Source organism: Pseudarthrobacter sp., from assembly GCF_036675385.1.
Classification (GTDB): Bacteria; Actinomycetota; Actinomycetes; order Actinomycetales; family Micrococcaceae; genus Arthrobacter.
On sequence record NZ_JAKFFD010000148.1, the window covers coordinates 1 to 14094 of the forward strand.

Sequence of the window (14094 nt, forward strand, 5' to 3'; positions counted from 1 at the left end):
TACTTCGCCGACGCCGGCCAGCACCTGGAGCAGCGGCTCTTTGTTGACCATGCGGTGGCGAACTGCACCTCCAACGTGCTCTACAAGGGCGCGCTGCAGGGCCGTAACGCCCACGCTGTGTGGGTAGGCGACGTCCTGATCCGCAAGGAAGCCGAAGGCACCGACAGCTACGAGGCCAACCGCAACCTGCTGCTCACGGACGGCGCCCGCGCCGACTCCGTGCCGAACCTCGAGATCGAGACCGGCCTGATCAAGGGTGCCGGCCACGCCAGCGCCACCGGCCGGCTGGACGACGAGCACCTGTTCTACCTCATGGCCCGCGGCATTCCCGAGGATGCTGCCCGCCGCCTGGTGGTCCGTGGCTTCCTGCACGAGATCATCCAGCAGATCAAGGTACCGGCCCTCGAAGAGCGGCTCACCGAGGCTGTTGAGCGCGAACTCGCCGTGACGAACAACTAGACGGCGCGGAAACAGATGACTGACCAGCCAAAGGGCGAATTTGTCTGCAAGACGGATGAAATCCAGCTCAAGCAGGCGCTCCGGATCCTGATCGATGACTACCCCGTAGCCATCGTGAAGGACTCCATGGGAGACATCCACGCCATCGGGGACACCTGCTCGCACGCGGACATCTCACTGTCCGAGGGCGAAGTGGAGGGCTGCATGATCGAATGCTGGGGCCACGGCTCCCAGTTCGACCTGCGCAGCGGTGAGCCGCTCCAGCTCCCCGCCTACGATCCCGTCCCGGTGTTCGCCGTCGAGATCGTCGGCGACGAGGTCTACGTGGACTTCACGAACGTGCTCAACGGAGCGGAAGCCCCGAACTTCAGCTAGCAGCATCAACCGGACAGATCAGCCGCGAGCGGCAATACCAAGCAACAGAACCAAACTTCCAGATACAGACCGCACCACCGCCGGAGGGCGCGGTGCAGAGGAGAACAAGACCTATGTCTACTCTTGAGATCAAGGACCTGCACGTCAGCATTGACACGGAGCAGGGCACCAAGGAGATCCTGAAGGGCGTCAGCCTGACCATCAAGACCGGTCAGACCCACGCCATCATGGGCCCCAACGGTTCGGGCAAATCCACCCTGGCATCCACCATTGCCGGGCACCCGCGCTACAAGGTCACCAGCGGAACCATCACGCTCGACGGCGAAGATGTCCTCGCGATGACCGTTGACCAGCGGGCCCGCGCCGGCCTCTTCCTGGCCATGCAGTACCCCGTGGAGGTCCCCGGTGTCAGCATGACCAACTTCCTGCGCACCGCAAAGACCGCCATCGACGGCGAAGCACCCAAGCTGCGTACCTGGACCAAGGACGTCAAGGCGGCCATGGCCCAGCTGCGCATCGATGCAGACTTCGCCGAGCGCAACGTCAACGAAGGCTTCTCCGGCGGCGAGAAGAAGCGCGTCGAGATCCTCCAGCTGGAACTCTTCAAGCCGAAGTTCGCCATCCTGGACGAGACCGACTCCGGGCTGGACGTTGACGCCCTGAAGGTTGTCTCCGAAGGCGTCAACCGTGCACACGAGGCGGGCAACATGGGCACGCTGCTCATCACGCACTACACCCGCATCCTGCGCTACATCAAGCCTGACTTCGTCCACGTCTTCGTCGACGGCCAGGTTGTCGAAGAAGGCGGCCCGGAACTGGCTGACCGTCTCGAAGACGAAGGCTACGACCGTTACGCCACGGGCGCCGGCGCAGCCACCATCGCCGCTGCCGCACAGGCCTAGATAGGACTTGCCATGACCGAAATCAATGCGGCCCGCACGGGCCTCGAAGATGTCGAAGAGGCACTCAAGGACGTCATCGACCCGGAACTCGGTGTCAACATCGTGGACCTCGGGCTGCTGTACGGCCTGAAGTACTCCGACGACGACGGCGCGCTGCTGATCGACATGACGCTCACCACGGCCGCCTGCCCGCTCACCGATGTTATCGAGGAGCAGGTAGGCAAGTCGCTTGACGGCGTCGTTGACGACTGGCGCCTGAACTGGGTGTGGATGCCGCCGTGGGGTCCGGAGCGGATCACCGATGACGGCAAGGACCAGATGCGGGCCCTCGGCTTCAACATCTGATCCCCACTGCCTAAAGCACGACGACGGCCGGTCACCTCCCCAGCGGAGGTAGCCGGCCGTCGTCGTACTTGTCTAATTGGTGCTGCCGCCGGCCGCGGATCCTGTCAGAGGGTGGCCGCCGAGAATGTGTCGCACTGGTTGATGTCGCCGGTCTGGTAGCCGGTGTAGAACCATTTCTGCCGCTGTTCGCTGGATCCGTGCGTCCAGGCCTCGGGCGAGACCTGTCCGGTGGCGGCTTCCTGGATCCGGTCATCGCCCACCGCTGACGCTGCGGACAGGGCATCGTTCAGGTCCTGCTGGGTGATCGGTTCCAGGAACGGCTGGCCGTCGGGTCCGGGCTGGGTTGAGGCGTGCTTTACCCAGAGGCCGGCATAGCAGTCGGCCTGTAGTTCCACGCGGACGGCACCGGACTCGGGCCCCTGCGGGTCCTGCTGCGCGCGGTCGATGTACCCCAGCACATTCTGGATGTGGTGGCCGAATTCGTGCGCCACCACGTACTCCTGCGCCAGGGGACCTCCCGAGGATCCGAAACGGTCCACGAGATCCTGGAAGAACCCGGGATCGAAGTAGGCGGTGCTGTCAGCCGGGCAGTAGAAGGGGCCCACCGCGCTGGAAGCCGTCCCGCACGCGCTGTTGACGGCCTGGTCGAAGATCACGGTCTCCGGCTGCGGGTACTGCACGTTGTATCGCTGGAGATACGCGGGCCAGAACGCGTTCAGGCTGTTCACCGTGCCGGTGATCCGGCAGTCCAGCCGCGCGTCGGCGTCGGCCCCTGTGGTGCAGGCCGGGGCCGTGCCCTGGTTCTGATCCGCCGTGCCCGACCCGCCGGTCAGGCCTTCGAGCAAGGCGGGGTTGACGCCGAGGAGCACGGCTATCAGCAGGACGATTCCGCCACCGATGCCGCCGCCGACTTTGGCCCCACGGCCCATGCCACGCCGGTCCTGGACCTGGGAAGGGTCCAGCTGCACGTTGTCATTGAAGCTCATGAAGTCACAATAGCCGTTAGCGGCACCACCGAAGCGGAGTCCGGCCGGTAAAGTTGGGTCGATGCCTTTTCTCGACAATATCCAGCGCTGGGCCGAAGAACGCCCCCATGACACCGCCGTCGTGGTGGCGGGCCGGCGCCTGCGCTGGGCTGAACTCCGGGACGCCGCCGCCGCCGCCCTTCCCGAGACAGCAGCCGTCACCGTGCTTGCCGAGGCCAACTCCGTGGACTTCGCCGCAAGGTTCGCCGCAGCCGTTGCCGGCCGGCGGCAATGCGCTGTCCTGGACCCGACCTGGCCGGAGTCCCTGCACCAGGAGATCGTTCAACGGCTGGCGGAGTCGGCCAAGCCCGGGACGGTTTCCGCAGCGGATGCCTTGGCGGACGGGCCGCCGGACTCGACGTTCCTGATCGGACTCACCTCCGGCACCACGTCAGTGCCCAAGGCGTTTACCCGGTCCAGGCAGTCCTGGCGGCAGTCGTTTGACGCGTCCGTGGCGTTCTTCGGCCTCGCCCAGGACGACGTCACGCTCGCGCCCGGGCCCTTGGCCGCCAGCCTTAACCTCTATGCCCTGGCTGAGTGCCTCTACGCCGGCTCTGAATTCCAGACGCTGGAGAGTTTCGACGTCGGTGATGTCCACGCCGCCATCACGCACGACGGCGTGACCCGGCTTATCCTCGTGCCCACCATGCTGCGGCTGCTCAGTGAGCGCGGCCTGACCGGCGGCGTGGACGCCTCCGGCATCCGTACCATCATCTGCGCCGGCTCGAAGCTGGACGCACGCACCCTCGAAGCGGCACGGCGCTGGGCGCCGAACGCCACCATCTTCGAGTACTACGGCGCGTCCGAACTGAGCTTTGTCTCCGGTGTGGGGCTGGCGGCGGGGGAGCTCCTGGACGCCGGGGGAACAGGCATCGGACACCCGTTCCCTGGCGTGGACGTCAGAATCCTGGACGATGAGGGTTCCGAACTGCAGGACGGCGAAGCCGGGAATATCTGTGTCCGCAGCGGCATGGTCAGCAACGGCTACCTGTGGGGTGACGACGGCCAGGCGCTGCGCTCCTTCAACGGCTGGTTCACGGTGGGGGACCAGGGCTACCTCGCCGACGGCGAACTGCACATCCTGGGCCGGCGCGCCGACATGATCCTGACCTCGGGAAAGAACGTCTATCCGCACGAAGTGGAACTCGCCCTGGCGGCCGTGCCGGGGGTGGCTGCTGCGGTGGCCGCCGGAATACCCGACGATCTCCGCGGCCAGCGGGTGGTCGCCGGCGTCGTTCCTTCCCATGGCGGCGTCACGGCCACGCAGCTGAAGGCCGGACTCGAAAACATCCTGCCGCGGGACAAGCGGCCCCACCAGTACTTCGCACTCTCCGAACTCCCCACCACGGACCGTGGCAAGGTCAGCCGGAACATCCTGCTCGACTGGATCGGCTCCCAGGACCCCAGGGCGCGGCACCTTGACCGCTGACCTGCGGCCCCATGGCATGCCGCCCGGCGACGTGCTGCCGCCGGACCGGCAGCCCGTGATCATCGCGGCGCGGCGTACCGCGGTCCGGCGTGCCAACGGTGCGCTGAAGGAACTGCGTGCGCACCAGCTTCTCGCACCGGTCCTGGTCGACCTCCTGGCAGACGCCCACGTGCCGGCCGAAGAAGTCACGGATGTGGTGATCGGCAACGCCGTGGGCGGCGGCGGCAACGTGGCCCGCCTGGCCCTGCTCGAGGCGGGCCTGCCGGTCGGTGTGCCGGGACTGACCGTTGACCGCCAGTGCGGGTCAGGCCTGGATGCCATCGTTCTGGCCGCCCGGCTGGTTGCCGCCGGCGGCAACACCGTGTATCTGGCCGGGGGAGTGGAGAGCATCAGCACGGCACCGCTGCGGGCCCACCGGAACGACGGCGGCGAGCCTGACTTTTTTGCCCGGGCCCAGTTTGTGCCGCACAGCTTCGGCGACCCGGATATGGGGGTTGCCGCAGAGAATGTAGCGGCCCGGTTCGCGGTCAGCCGGGAGCGGCAGGATGCCTCCGCGCTGCGCAGCCACCAGCGGGCGCTGGCCGCGGCTAAAGCAGGCTTCTTTGCCGGCGAGATCACCACCCTGGAGACGTCCGCTGGACCCATCAGTGCCGACGACGGCCCCCGCACCGGCCTGTCCGCCGCCGTTCTCAAGCGGTTCCCGCCCGCCTTTGTGCCAGGGGGCACTGTCACCGCCGGGAACTCATGCTTCGACGCGGACGCCGCTTCCGCCGTCGTCGTTACTTCATTGCAGCGGGCACGGGAACTCGGAGCCACAGCCGGGCTCCTGGTGCTGGCCACGGACACTGCCGGCGTGGACCCCGAGCTGCTGGGGATCGGCGCAGCGGTTGCCGGTGAGCGGCTCCTGCAGGCGAGGGGGCTGTCGGCTGCCAGCGTGGATCTGGTGGAATTCAACGAAGCCTTCGCGTCCCAGACCCTGGCCTGCCTGGACCAGTTGGGCATTGATCCGGACCGGGTCAACCTCGACGGCGGGGCGCTGGCATTGGGCCACGCCTACGGGGCGTCCGGGGCGGTGCTGGTGACCCGGCTTCTCGCCCAGGCCCGCCGTACCGCGAATCATGGATCGTTGGCGCTGGCCCTGATCAGTATTGCCGGCGGCATGGGCACGGCGGCGCTGCTGCGTTATGAGTTGCTGGCCGGAAACCACCTAGACTCCTAAGCCGCACACGACGGACCAAAATCAGTCTTCCGCGTCGCCCAGCCCGCGGGCAGCCAGCGCTTCGCCGGTCTGGCGGGCGAAGGCCACGGTGGTGATGAAGACGGGCAGCACGAGGGCACGCGGGTTCCGCTCGAGCCCGCGGGCCCGGGCGGAATCCCTGACGTCTGCAAAGGCGCCGGCGATATACGGGATGCTGCGGAGCATGATGGCGATGGTCAGCGCAAAACGTTCAGGGTCCGCGCCGAAGCGGCGGAACGGCGTGGCCAGCGAAACCACGCCGTCCAGGATCCGCTGCATGGGCGTGGTGGCCGTCAGCAGGGATGCCGCCACCACGCAGACCAGAATGTTCAGGACAATCCGGGCGGCTGTTGGCGCACCCAGCTGCCACCACTGGAACAGGCCGATGACCACCAGCACCACGGCAACAGGACGGACAGCACTTACGAGCCGCCCGGCTCCGGCGCCGGTCAGGAGAAACAGCACGCCGAGGGCGGCCAGGACCGCGGCGGAGACCAGCCAGTCGACCACCAGGAAGGACACCAGGCCGCAGCCCACCACCAGCAGGAATTTCAGTGCCAGCGGCGTCCGGTGGATGACGGAATTCCCCGGGACGTAGTTGGCCAGCAGGAAGCCGTGCCCCCTCACGGCGCGGCCAGGCCGTTGCTGACCAGCGCCCGGTATGCGTCCACAGCCGCGGCAGGGCCGCCGTCGAACATCACGCGTCCGGCCTCCACCACGAGCACGCGGTCCATCTCCAGGGCGAGGTCGAGGTCGTGTGTGGACATCACGATCTGCTGGTCGAGGCCGGACAGGGTGCGGCGCAGGAGTTCCCGGTTCCGGAGGTCCAGGAGGGTTGACGGTTCGTCCAGCACCAGCACAGCTGGGTTCACGGCCAGTACAGCGGCGAGGGCCATCAGCTGGCGTTCGCCGCCGGAGAGTTCGTAGATGCTTTGGTCCGCGAGCGGCAGCAGGCCGAGGCGCTCCAGGGCCGCTTCGGCCAGCCGGCGCCGCTCCGCCCCGTGGCGGACCGGGCGGCGGAGCGAAAGCTCCACGTCTTCGCGCCCCGTGGGCATCACCAGCTGCGACAAGGGATCCGTGAAGACGAACCCCACCTGCCTGCGGACCGCACGCACGGCACGGACGGTGTCGGCGCCGTCCACCAACACGGTGCCGGAAGTTGGCTGGACCAGGCCGTTAATCATTCGCAGCAGCGTGGACTTGCCGGACCCGTTGGCCCCGATCACGCCGATGCGCTGTTCGGTCAGCTCAAGCGTGACGTCCTGGAGCAGGGACTTGGGTTCCGGGCGGTTGTCAACGGCGACGGCCACGGCGGCCTGCCGGAAAGAAATGGTTGCCATGGCGGGACTAGTTGTTGATCCGCTTCACCCGGCGGACCAGGACGTCGGGGAATGCCCGGTGCAGAGCCACGGCTATCACCGCGGCGAGGATGTTCTTAATCACGTCACCGGGGTAGAAGATCAGGTCTGCGAGGAAGGCTTCACCCAGTGACGCTTTGGTGTTCAGTGCGATCCCGGCAACTCCGAGAGTGTGCACGATAGCGATGCTGGTGACCATCGCCGACGCGAAGAACCACAGCGCCCGGGCACGTGTTGTCCGCCGGATCACCACGGTGGCGAGCCAGCCTACAACGGCTGCTGCGATGGGGAAAGCAATGATGTAGCCGGCCGACGGTCCGGCCAGGATGCCCAGGCCGCTGCGGCCCTGGCTGAAGATCGGCAGGCCGGCCAGGCCCAGGAGAGTGTACAGGCCGACGGCGGCGAAACCCCGGCCCGGGCCCAGCATCAGTCCGGTGAGCATCACCGCAAGAGTCTGGAAAGTGATGGGGATGCCGAACACGTTCGCCGCGATGCCGGGCACCATGGCGGAGCCGGCCACGAGTGCCGCAAAGACGGCGATCAGGCCGAGGTCGGTAGCGTTCCAGCGGTTCCGGAGGCGGGAAGCGCTGCCTTTGGCGGCAGTGTCAGTCTGGCTCATGGGGTGTTCCTGTCGTGGTTGTACAAGCGAAGCATGGGGTGATCCTGACGTTACCGGCCGCCGTCGGACGCCATTTTGTAGGGGACCTACTAAGCGGGCCGCCCGGGACTGACGGCAGGGCACAAACGCTGAGCCAACGCACGACGGCGGTGCAGCGGTTATGGGGTCAAGCTGTGGCCGGTAGACTTGGAAAGGCCGTTCTTCGGCCATTCTGCCGGCTGCTTCCAGACATCACCCGTTGAGCTGCGGCGTTTCCCTGTTGTGAAAGGCCTTACCTGCTGTGATTACTGTCCAGGATCTTGAACTGCGCGCCGGCGCCCGGCTCCTCATGGACCAGGTGAGCTTCCGCATCGACAAGGGCGACAAGATCGGCCTCGTCGGCCGTAACGGCGCAGGCAAGACTACCCTGACCCGGGTGCTCGCGGGCGAAGGCCAGCCCGCCGGCGGCAAGGTGACCCGCAGCGGCGAGATCGGCTACCTGCCGCAGGATCCCCGGACCCCGGACATGGAACAGCTGGCCCGCGACCGCATCCTCTCCGCCCGCGGCCTGGACATCGCCGTCAACAACCTCAAGAAGACCCATGAGGACATGGCCAGCGAGGACACCGAGATCCAGCGCAAGGCGATGAACCGCTATGACCGGCTGGAATCCGAATTCCTGGCCGCCGGCGGATACGCGGCCGAGGCCGAGGCCGCCGCGATCTGCTCCAACCTGGCCCTCCCGGACCGGCTGCTGAACCAGCCGCTCAAGACCCTGTCCGGCGGCCAGCGCCGTCGTGTGGAACTCGCCCGGATCCTGTACTCGGACGCCGAAACCATGCTCCTCGATGAGCCCACCAACCACCTCGACGCGGATTCCATCACCTGGCTCCGCGAGTTCCTGAAGAACCACCAGGGCGGCCTGATCGTGATCAGCCACGACACCGAGCTGCTCGAAGCCACCGTCAACAAAGTGTTCCTGCTGGATCCCAACCGCGCCAAGATCGACTTCTACAACATGAACTGGAAGCGCTACCTCCAGCAGCGCGAAACGGACGAGCGCGCCCGCAAGCGTGAGCGCGCCAACGCCGAAAAGAAGGCCCAGGTCCTCATCGACCAGGCCAACAAGATGCGCGCCAAGGCCACCAAAGCTGTCGCAGCACAGAACATGGCCAAGCGTGCCGAACGTCTCCTGGGCGGCCTCGAAGCCGTCCGTGCGACCGACCGCGTGGCAGCCCTGCGCTTCCCGGATCCGTCACCCTGCGGCAAGACCCCGCTAACCGCGGACGGACTCAGCAAGTCCTACGGCTCACTGGAGATCTTCACCGATGTGGACCTGGCCATCGACCGCGGCTCCAAGGTGGTTATCCTGGGCCTCAACGGCGCCGGCAAGACCACGCTCCTGCGGATGCTTGCCGGCGTCGACAAGCCGGACACCGGCGAGGTCGTGGCGGGCCACGGCCTGAAGGTGGGCTACTACGCCCAGGAGCACGAGACGCTCGACGTGGACCGCACCGTCCTCCAGAACATGCGCTCCTCCGCCCCGGACATGAACGACGCCGAGGTCCGCAACATCCTGGGCTCGTTCCTGTTCTCCGGAGACGATGTCGACAAGCCCGCCGGTGTGCTCTCCGGCGGCGAGAAGACCCGGCTGGCCCTTGCCACCATCGTGGCCTCAAGCGCGAACGTGCTGCTCCTTGACGAGCCCACTAACAACCTCGACCCGGCCAGCCGCGCCGAAATCCTCGGGGCCCTGAGCAACTACACCGGCGCCGTCGTCCTCGTAAGCCACGATGAAGGTGCCGTCGAAGCGCTGAACCCCGAGCGCGTCGTTCTGCTGCCTGACGGCATCGAGGACCACTGGAACGAAGACTACCTGGACCTGATTACGCTGGCTTAGTCCTGTCGGCGTCGGCCTCACATATCGCTTAGCACCGCACTGGATTTGCCGCGTGCTCGCTCGTACCTCGCTTAGACGCACGCTACACAAATCCACCGCGTCGCTGCGCTGACGGTCCACTCACCTTTGCGGAGCTAGCGGACTGTTATTTCTTCGGCGTCTGTGATCCGCAGCAGGTCTTCGTAGGTGATGCTGAACATTGAGTTGTGGTCTCCGGCTCCGGCCCAGATGAGTTTGTGGGCTTTGAGGGAGTTGTCCAGGAGTGTCCTGATCTTTTCCGGGTGGCCTATCGGGGCTACTCCGCCTACTTCCTGGCCTGTGTGTTGCAGGACGAAGGTGGCGGCGGCCCGGCGGATCTTTCCTGTTCCCAGCTGCACCGCCACGAGCTTCGTGTCCACCTTGGCGGCACCACTGGCCAGGATCAGGAGCGGGGCGCCGTCCACGTCGAAGATCAGGCTGTTGGTGATGGCCGCGACATCGCAGCCGAGCGCCTCAGCCGCGGCAGCCGCCGTCGGGACCTTGGTGTCGAAGATCCGCACTGTGTCCTGGACACCAGCCGCGGTCAGGGCGCTTTTCACATTCGCCACCGGGGCGGCAACTTCCACACTGCGCATGCGTCAGTAGCCCTGCGCGTCCAGGAGGGCGTCTTCCTCTTCCTCGGCGGTCGCCTTTTTACGCTTGCGGGCAACAGGCGGACGACGGCGGGCTGCCGCAGCGGCGGAGTGGACGGTACTGCCCGAATCCGTCCAGCCTTCTTCGCCCTCTGCGGCATCTTCGGCGTCGATCGCGGCGTTCCTGGCTTGCTGCCGCGCGGCGTACCCGAAGCCCACGAACATCAGCACGCCGAAGGCGAACCACTGCAACGAGTAGGAGAGGTGCGTGCCTTCTTCGGTGGCCGGCTTCGGGAACGGGAACGGCATGTCAGCGGGGGCGGGAGATTCAGACGCCAGCTGCCCGTAAGCGCCGGTGAGTACGGGATAGCCCAGTTGCTCCGAGTAAGTGGGGAGATCGATGGATGCGAGCTGGCCGTCGGGGGCGCCGCGGTCCAACTGCGGCTCGCCGTGCTTGAGGCGGACGACGGCGGTCACGGGTCCGGCGGGAGGCGCCGGGATGGAATCGGGACTGCCCGGGTTCTTGTTGCCGATGGGCAGCCAGCCGCGGTCGATCACCACGGTTTCACCGGTCTCCAGCCTGAACGGGACAACCACCTCATACCCGGGCTGCCCGTTCAGTGGACGGTTGCGGACAATCCGCTGGCCGTCGGGATCATACGTGCCCTGGAGTTCCACTTGGGTCCATTCTTTCGACGGGTCCAGGGCGGAGAACTCGTCCCTCGCCTCGTCGAAGGAGATGGGTGTGGCGGAATAGTTGGTGACCACGCGGTTGATCTCCGCGAGGGTCTCTGCGCGACGGTCCATCTGCCAGCGGCCGAGGAAGACGCAGGCAGCGGCAAAGATGGCGGCAAGCAGGAGGTATCCCAGCCACTTGCTGGAAAAGAGGAAGCGGTACATTCAGCCGTCCTGCCCTACCGGCGCCCGGCCGGTGTCCTGCCCCGAATCCAGGACCAGGGTTTCCTTCCAGAGCCCGCGGGTCTGGAGGTAATCTTCCAGCCAGTCACGGTGGTCATCGCAGGCAAGCCAGGTCTTGCGGCGTTCCGGCGTATGGATTTTGGGGTTGTTCCAGAGCAATTGCCAGGAAGCTTCCGAGCGGCAGGCCTTGCGGGAGCACATGGCCGCCATAGCCGGCGGGGGACCAGCGGTCCCTGCAGCCAGGTCAAAAATGTTCATGAGGCGCGCCGTTCCTGTCCTTGCGTGGGTTCGTCGTCGTCATCAATGAGCTCGCCCTGGATGACCGCGGACGTGGAGTCGTCCTGTTCCAGCGGCCAATACGGGCTTTCGAGCTCGGCAAGCGGAGCCGAGTCCAGCAGCGAGTCGCTGTGGACCTCCGCCTTATCGCTCCCGTTCGCGATCACCACAGCGATCCAGGGGAGGAAGACGGCGCCGGCCACCATCACGAGCTTGAACCAGCCGTCCACCACAAAAATGAGGATGAGGCAGACCATGCGGATTCCCATGGCCAGCGCGTACTTGATCATGCGCTGGCGCATGTCCTCCGAGTGGGCGGCCGCCGCGTCCGTAATGCTGTGGACCCCTGAATCCCCAGAGAACCTTTCGGGATCTCCGGGCACAGACTGTCCAGCATGGTTTTCAAGGGTCACGGCTGATTGATCACGCTCCAAAGGCTTGCCTCAATTCTCTCACCATCGTCAGTGGCGCCCAAACGCGGGCTAAGATCGGAGGCAGCAAAATCACACCCCCTTACAACCGCGGCTGCACATGCCGCAGAATCCCGGAGCGTTTTATGTCTGAAGCAGCTACAGCGGCCCGCAGCGTCCTGATCACCGGTGGAAACCGCGGCATCGGCCTGGCCATCGCGCAGGCTTTTGTGGCCAACGGCGACAAGGTGGCCGTGACATACCGGAGCGCGTCGGAGCTGCCGGCCGGGATTCTGGGCGTGAAGGCCGATGTGACTGACGAGGCCTCTGTGGATGCTGCCTTCGCCGAGGTGGAAGCTGCCCACGGTCCCGTTGAAGTCCTGGTGGCAAACGCGGGAATCACCAAGGACACCCTCCTGATGCGCATGAGTGAAGATGACTTCACGTCCGTGATCGACACCAACCTCACCGGCGCTTTCCGCGTCATCAAGCGCGCCTCGAAGGGCATGATCCGCATGCGCAAGGGCCGCGTGGTCCTCATTTCCTCGGTCTCCGGCCTTTATGGCGCGCCGGGACAGATCAACTACTCGGCCTCCAAGGCCGGTCTGGTGGGCATTGCCCGGTCCCTGACCCGAGAGCTCGGTTCACGCGGGATCACGGCAAACGTTGTGGCTCCCGGATTCATCAACACCGACATGACGGCAGAACTGCCTGAAGCCACGCAGAAGGGCTACCTTTCCAGCATTCCTGCCGGCCGGTTTGCCGAGGCAACGGAAGTGGCGAACGTGGTCCGTTGGATCTCCAGTGACGAGGCGGCCTACATTTCAGGTGCCGTCATTCCCGTTGACGGCGGCCTTGGCATGGGCCACTGACCACCGAACCCTGACCAAGCTTCCGCTCAGGCGGCGGCGTCGAAGGCTTCCCTGAGCCAGGCGGCGACCTCGGCGTCGACGTCCCCAGGCGCGCGCAGTTCCAGATGGTGCATCCACACGCCGTGGGACGGATGGACCACTTCCTTGAATCGGGGTGACTCATCCCGCCGGGAGAGTGCGATGGAGAGAACCGCCGGCACTCCGGTTGTGAGGTGCCGGCGTGGATTCCAGACGTATGCGAAGCCGCGCCTGTTCCGGAAGGCCACCTGGCTGGTAGTGGTGCGCACGGTCGCCGGCACGGCGTTCATGATGGCGTCGTGGACGGCCTGGCAGAGTTGAAGGCCGGCAGGGGAGTTGCTGAAGACCTCGCCCGGTGTGGACGCAGTGCCAGTGCTACCCGTCATGGGGGGAGCATACGCCGCCGGGAGGCTTCGCGGAACTAGCGCGAACCGTCTTCTTTGTGGGGGTCACACAAGCGAATGCGGTGCAGGCGCTGGCATGATGGACTTCAGACTTCAAGCGATTTAGACGTTTCAAACAAAGGAGCCCATATGGGACTGCTGGACAACAAAACCGCCATTGTGACCGGATCCTCACGGGGAATCGGCGCTGAAGTGGCCAAGAACCTCGCTGCCGAGGGCGCCGCCGTCGTAGTTAATTACCGCCAGAAGGCGCCGCGCGCCAACAGGGTGGTCGCGGGAATTGAGGCTGCCGGCGGACGCGCCACCGCAGTGGGCGCGGACCTCACCACCCAGGAAGGCGTGCAGGCCCTGGCCAGCGCTGCCATGGAGAACTTCGGCTCGCTGGACGTCCTGGTGCTCAACGCTTCCGGCGGCATGGAGTCCGGCATGGCAGACGACTACGCCCTGAAGCTGAACCGCGACGCCCAGGTCAACATGCTCAACGCCGCCGTGCCCCTGATGAAGGAAGGCTCACGCGTGGTCTTCGTGACCAGCCACCAGGCCCACTTCATCAACTCCGTGCCCACCATGCCCGAATACGAGCCCGTGGCCCGCAGCAAGCGTGCCGGCGAAGACGCCCTGCGTGAGCTCCTTCCGAACCTGGCTGAGAAGGGCATCTCGCTGGTGGTGGTGTCCGGCGACATGATCGAAGGAACCGTCACAGCGACGCTTCTGGACCGCTCGAACCCGGGCGCCATCGAAGCCCGCCGCGCCGAGGCCGGAAAGCTCTATTCCGTGGAGGAGTTCGCTGAGGTTGTGGCCAGCATGGCGACCGCGGACGTCGAATCCGGCCACACGGAGTACGCCGGCGGCTCCGACTACTTCGGCAAGGGCGCCGAGTAGCGGTTCCGGGCATCCCGCGAGGGCCGTAGTTGCCCGCGCCAAAACCCCATCACCACGACGAGCTCCGGGCAGTAC

18 protein-coding genes are annotated in these 14094 nt (G+C 66.1%); 9 read left to right on the forward strand and 9 right to left on the reverse strand.

Annotated elements, in window-relative coordinates; translation table 11 throughout:
• The 4 genes from V6M49_RS11610 to V6M49_RS11625 all read left to right on the forward strand — a co-directional run.
• A partial coding sequence (locus tag V6M49_RS11610; protein ID WP_332761205.1) for a SufD family Fe-S cluster assembly protein occupies window positions 1–459 on the forward strand: 459 nt, incomplete at its 5' end.
• 15 nt (window positions 460–474) lie between these two features.
• Window positions 475–834 (forward strand): non-heme iron oxygenase ferredoxin subunit, encoded by a 360-nt coding sequence (locus tag V6M49_RS11615; protein WP_056339825.1) that lies wholly within the window; start codon window positions 475–477, stop codon window positions 832–834.
• A 113-nt stretch (window positions 835–947) separates the two neighbouring features.
• Complete coding sequence (gene sufC / locus V6M49_RS11620; protein WP_056339828.1) at window positions 948–1736, forward strand: Fe-S cluster assembly ATPase SufC; 789 nt, start codon at window positions 948–950, stop codon at window positions 1734–1736.
• A gap of 12 nt (window positions 1737–1748) precedes the next feature.
• Window positions 1749–2081, forward strand: coding sequence for a metal-sulfur cluster assembly factor (locus tag V6M49_RS11625; protein WP_056339832.1), 333 nt, complete (start codon window positions 1749–1751; stop codon window positions 2079–2081).
• Window positions 2082–2185: 104 nt separating this feature from the next.
• On the opposite strand, the gene ypfJ is transcribed toward V6M49_RS11625, so the two are convergent.
• Window positions 2186–3067 (reverse strand): KPN_02809 family neutral zinc metallopeptidase, encoded by an 882-nt coding sequence (gene ypfJ, locus V6M49_RS11630; RefSeq protein ID WP_141140588.1) that lies wholly within the window; start codon window positions 3065–3067, stop codon window positions 2186–2188.
• A gap of 61 nt (window positions 3068–3128) precedes the next feature.
• Between ypfJ and V6M49_RS11635 the strand changes: the two genes are divergently transcribed.
• Entirely contained in the window at window positions 3129–4535 is a 1407-nt protein-coding gene (locus V6M49_RS11635; protein ID WP_332761206.1) for a class I adenylate-forming enzyme family protein, read from the forward strand.
• A 16-nt stretch (window positions 4536–4551) separates the two neighbouring features.
• On the forward strand, window positions 4552–5754 hold the full coding sequence (locus V6M49_RS11640) for a thiolase family protein (RefSeq protein WP_332761240.1): 1203 nt from the start codon (window positions 4552–4554) through the stop codon (window positions 5752–5754).
• A gap of 21 nt (window positions 5755–5775) precedes the next feature.
• Here V6M49_RS11640 and V6M49_RS11645 read toward each other — a convergent pair whose 3' ends face one another.
• The 3 genes from V6M49_RS11645 to V6M49_RS11655 are packed head-to-tail and all read right to left on the reverse strand — an operon-like array spanning window position 5776 to window position 7749.
• The gene (locus V6M49_RS11645; protein WP_332761207.1) at window positions 5776–6399 is read right to left on the reverse strand and encodes an energy-coupling factor transporter transmembrane component T family protein; all 624 of its coding nucleotides are present in this window, start codon (window positions 6397–6399) and stop codon (window positions 5776–5778) included.
• Entirely contained in the window at window positions 6396–7112 is a 717-nt protein-coding gene (locus tag V6M49_RS11650; protein ID WP_332761208.1) for an energy-coupling factor ABC transporter ATP-binding protein, read from the reverse strand. The genes V6M49_RS11645 and V6M49_RS11650 overlap by 4 nt, the downstream gene beginning before the upstream one ends.
• 7 nt (window positions 7113–7119) lie before the next feature.
• A complete protein-coding gene (locus V6M49_RS11655) occupies window positions 7120–7749 on the reverse strand; it encodes a biotin transporter BioY (protein ID WP_332761209.1) in 630 nt (209 codons plus the stop codon).
• A gap of 280 nt (window positions 7750–8029) precedes the next feature.
• Between V6M49_RS11655 and V6M49_RS11660 the strand changes: the two genes are divergently transcribed.
• Window positions 8030–9628 carry an ABC-F family ATP-binding cassette domain-containing protein gene (locus V6M49_RS11660; RefSeq protein ID WP_104061449.1) on the forward strand — a complete coding sequence of 533 codons (1599 nt, stop codon included), beginning with the start codon at window positions 8030–8032 and terminating at the stop codon, window positions 9626–9628.
• A 134-nt stretch (window positions 9629–9762) separates the two neighbouring features.
• Here V6M49_RS11660 and V6M49_RS11665 read toward each other — a convergent pair whose 3' ends face one another.
• The 4 genes from V6M49_RS11665 to V6M49_RS11680 are packed head-to-tail and all read right to left on the reverse strand — an operon-like array spanning window position 9763 to window position 11846.
• Window positions 9763–10242, reverse strand: a complete 480-nt coding sequence (locus tag V6M49_RS11665) for a YbaK/EbsC family protein (RefSeq protein WP_332761210.1) — start codon at window positions 10240–10242, stop codon at window positions 9763–9765.
• A 3-nt stretch (window positions 10243–10245) separates the two neighbouring features.
• On the reverse strand, window positions 10246–11139 hold the full coding sequence (locus V6M49_RS11670; protein WP_141140594.1) for an SURF1 family cytochrome oxidase biogenesis protein: 894 nt from the start codon (window positions 11137–11139) through the stop codon (window positions 10246–10248).
• Window positions 11140–11415, reverse strand: a complete 276-nt coding sequence (locus V6M49_RS11675) for a hypothetical protein (RefSeq protein WP_058932504.1) — start codon at window positions 11413–11415, stop codon at window positions 11140–11142.
• Complete coding sequence (locus V6M49_RS11680; RefSeq protein ID WP_332761211.1) at window positions 11412–11846, reverse strand: DUF3099 domain-containing protein; 435 nt, start codon at window positions 11844–11846, stop codon at window positions 11412–11414. The genes V6M49_RS11675 and V6M49_RS11680 overlap by 4 nt, the downstream gene beginning before the upstream one ends.
• Window positions 11847–11989: 143 nt before the next feature.
• On the opposite strand from V6M49_RS11680, the gene fabG reads away from it, so the two are divergent.
• The gene (gene fabG / locus V6M49_RS11685; RefSeq protein ID WP_104061453.1) at window positions 11990–12715 is read left to right on the forward strand and encodes a 3-oxoacyl-ACP reductase FabG; all 726 of its coding nucleotides are present in this window, start codon (window positions 11990–11992) and stop codon (window positions 12713–12715) included.
• A 26-nt stretch (window positions 12716–12741) separates the two neighbouring features.
• Here fabG and V6M49_RS11690 read toward each other — a convergent pair whose 3' ends face one another.
• Entirely contained in the window at window positions 12742–13119 is a 378-nt protein-coding gene (locus V6M49_RS11690; protein ID WP_141140596.1) for a DUF5655 domain-containing protein, read from the reverse strand.
• Between the two features lie 147 nt (window positions 13120–13266).
• Here V6M49_RS11690 and V6M49_RS11695 point away from each other — a divergent pair, with 147 nt between their 5' ends.
• Window positions 13267–14019, forward strand: coding sequence for an SDR family oxidoreductase (locus V6M49_RS11695; RefSeq protein WP_141140597.1), 753 nt, complete (start codon window positions 13267–13269; stop codon window positions 14017–14019).
• The last annotated feature ends 75 nt before the right edge of the window (window positions 14020–14094 follow it).

Bases quoted from the DNA above. Each gene is read 5' to 3' on its own strand.
- V6M49_RS11675 (WP_058932504.1), bottom strand. From the start codon at position 11,415: ATGAACATTTTTGACCTGGCTGCAGGGACCGCTGGTCCCCCGCCGGCT.
- sufC (WP_056339828.1), top strand. From the start codon at position 948: ATGTCTACTCTTGAGATCAAGGACCTGCACGTCAGCATTGACACGGAG.
- V6M49_RS11640 (WP_332761240.1), top strand. From the start codon at position 4,552: ATGCCGCCCGGCGACGTGCTGCCGCCGGACCGGCAGCCCGTGATCATC.
- V6M49_RS11695 (WP_141140597.1), top strand. From the start codon at position 13,267: ATGGGACTGCTGGACAACAAAACCGCCATTGTGACCGGATCCTCACGG.
- V6M49_RS11650 (WP_332761208.1), bottom strand. From the start codon at position 7,112: ATGGCAACCATTTCTTTCCGGCAGGCCGCCGTGGCCGTCGCCGTTGAC.
- V6M49_RS11625 (WP_056339832.1), top strand. From the start codon at position 1,749: ATGACCGAAATCAATGCGGCCCGCACGGGCCTCGAAGATGTCGAAGAG.
- V6M49_RS11635 (WP_332761206.1), top strand. From the start codon at position 3,129: ATGCCTTTTCTCGACAATATCCAGCGCTGGGCCGAAGAACGCCCCCAT.
- V6M49_RS11665 (WP_332761210.1), bottom strand. From the start codon at position 10,242: ATGCGCAGTGTGGAAGTTGCCGCCCCGGTGGCGAATGTGAAAAGCGCC.
- V6M49_RS11690 (WP_141140596.1), bottom strand. From the start codon at position 13,119: ATGACGGGTAGCACTGGCACTGCGTCCACACCGGGCGAGGTCTTCAGC.
- V6M49_RS11670 (WP_141140594.1), bottom strand. From the start codon at position 11,139: ATGTACCGCTTCCTCTTTTCCAGCAAGTGGCTGGGATACCTCCTGCTT.
- fabG (WP_104061453.1), top strand. From the start codon at position 11,990: ATGTCTGAAGCAGCTACAGCGGCCCGCAGCGTCCTGATCACCGGTGGA.
- V6M49_RS11615 (WP_056339825.1), top strand. From the start codon at position 475: ATGACTGACCAGCCAAAGGGCGAATTTGTCTGCAAGACGGATGAAATC.
- V6M49_RS11655 (WP_332761209.1), bottom strand. From the start codon at position 7,749: ATGAGCCAGACTGACACTGCCGCCAAAGGCAGCGCTTCCCGCCTCCGG.
- ypfJ (WP_141140588.1), bottom strand. From the start codon at position 3,067: ATGAGCTTCAATGACAACGTGCAGCTGGACCCTTCCCAGGTCCAGGAC.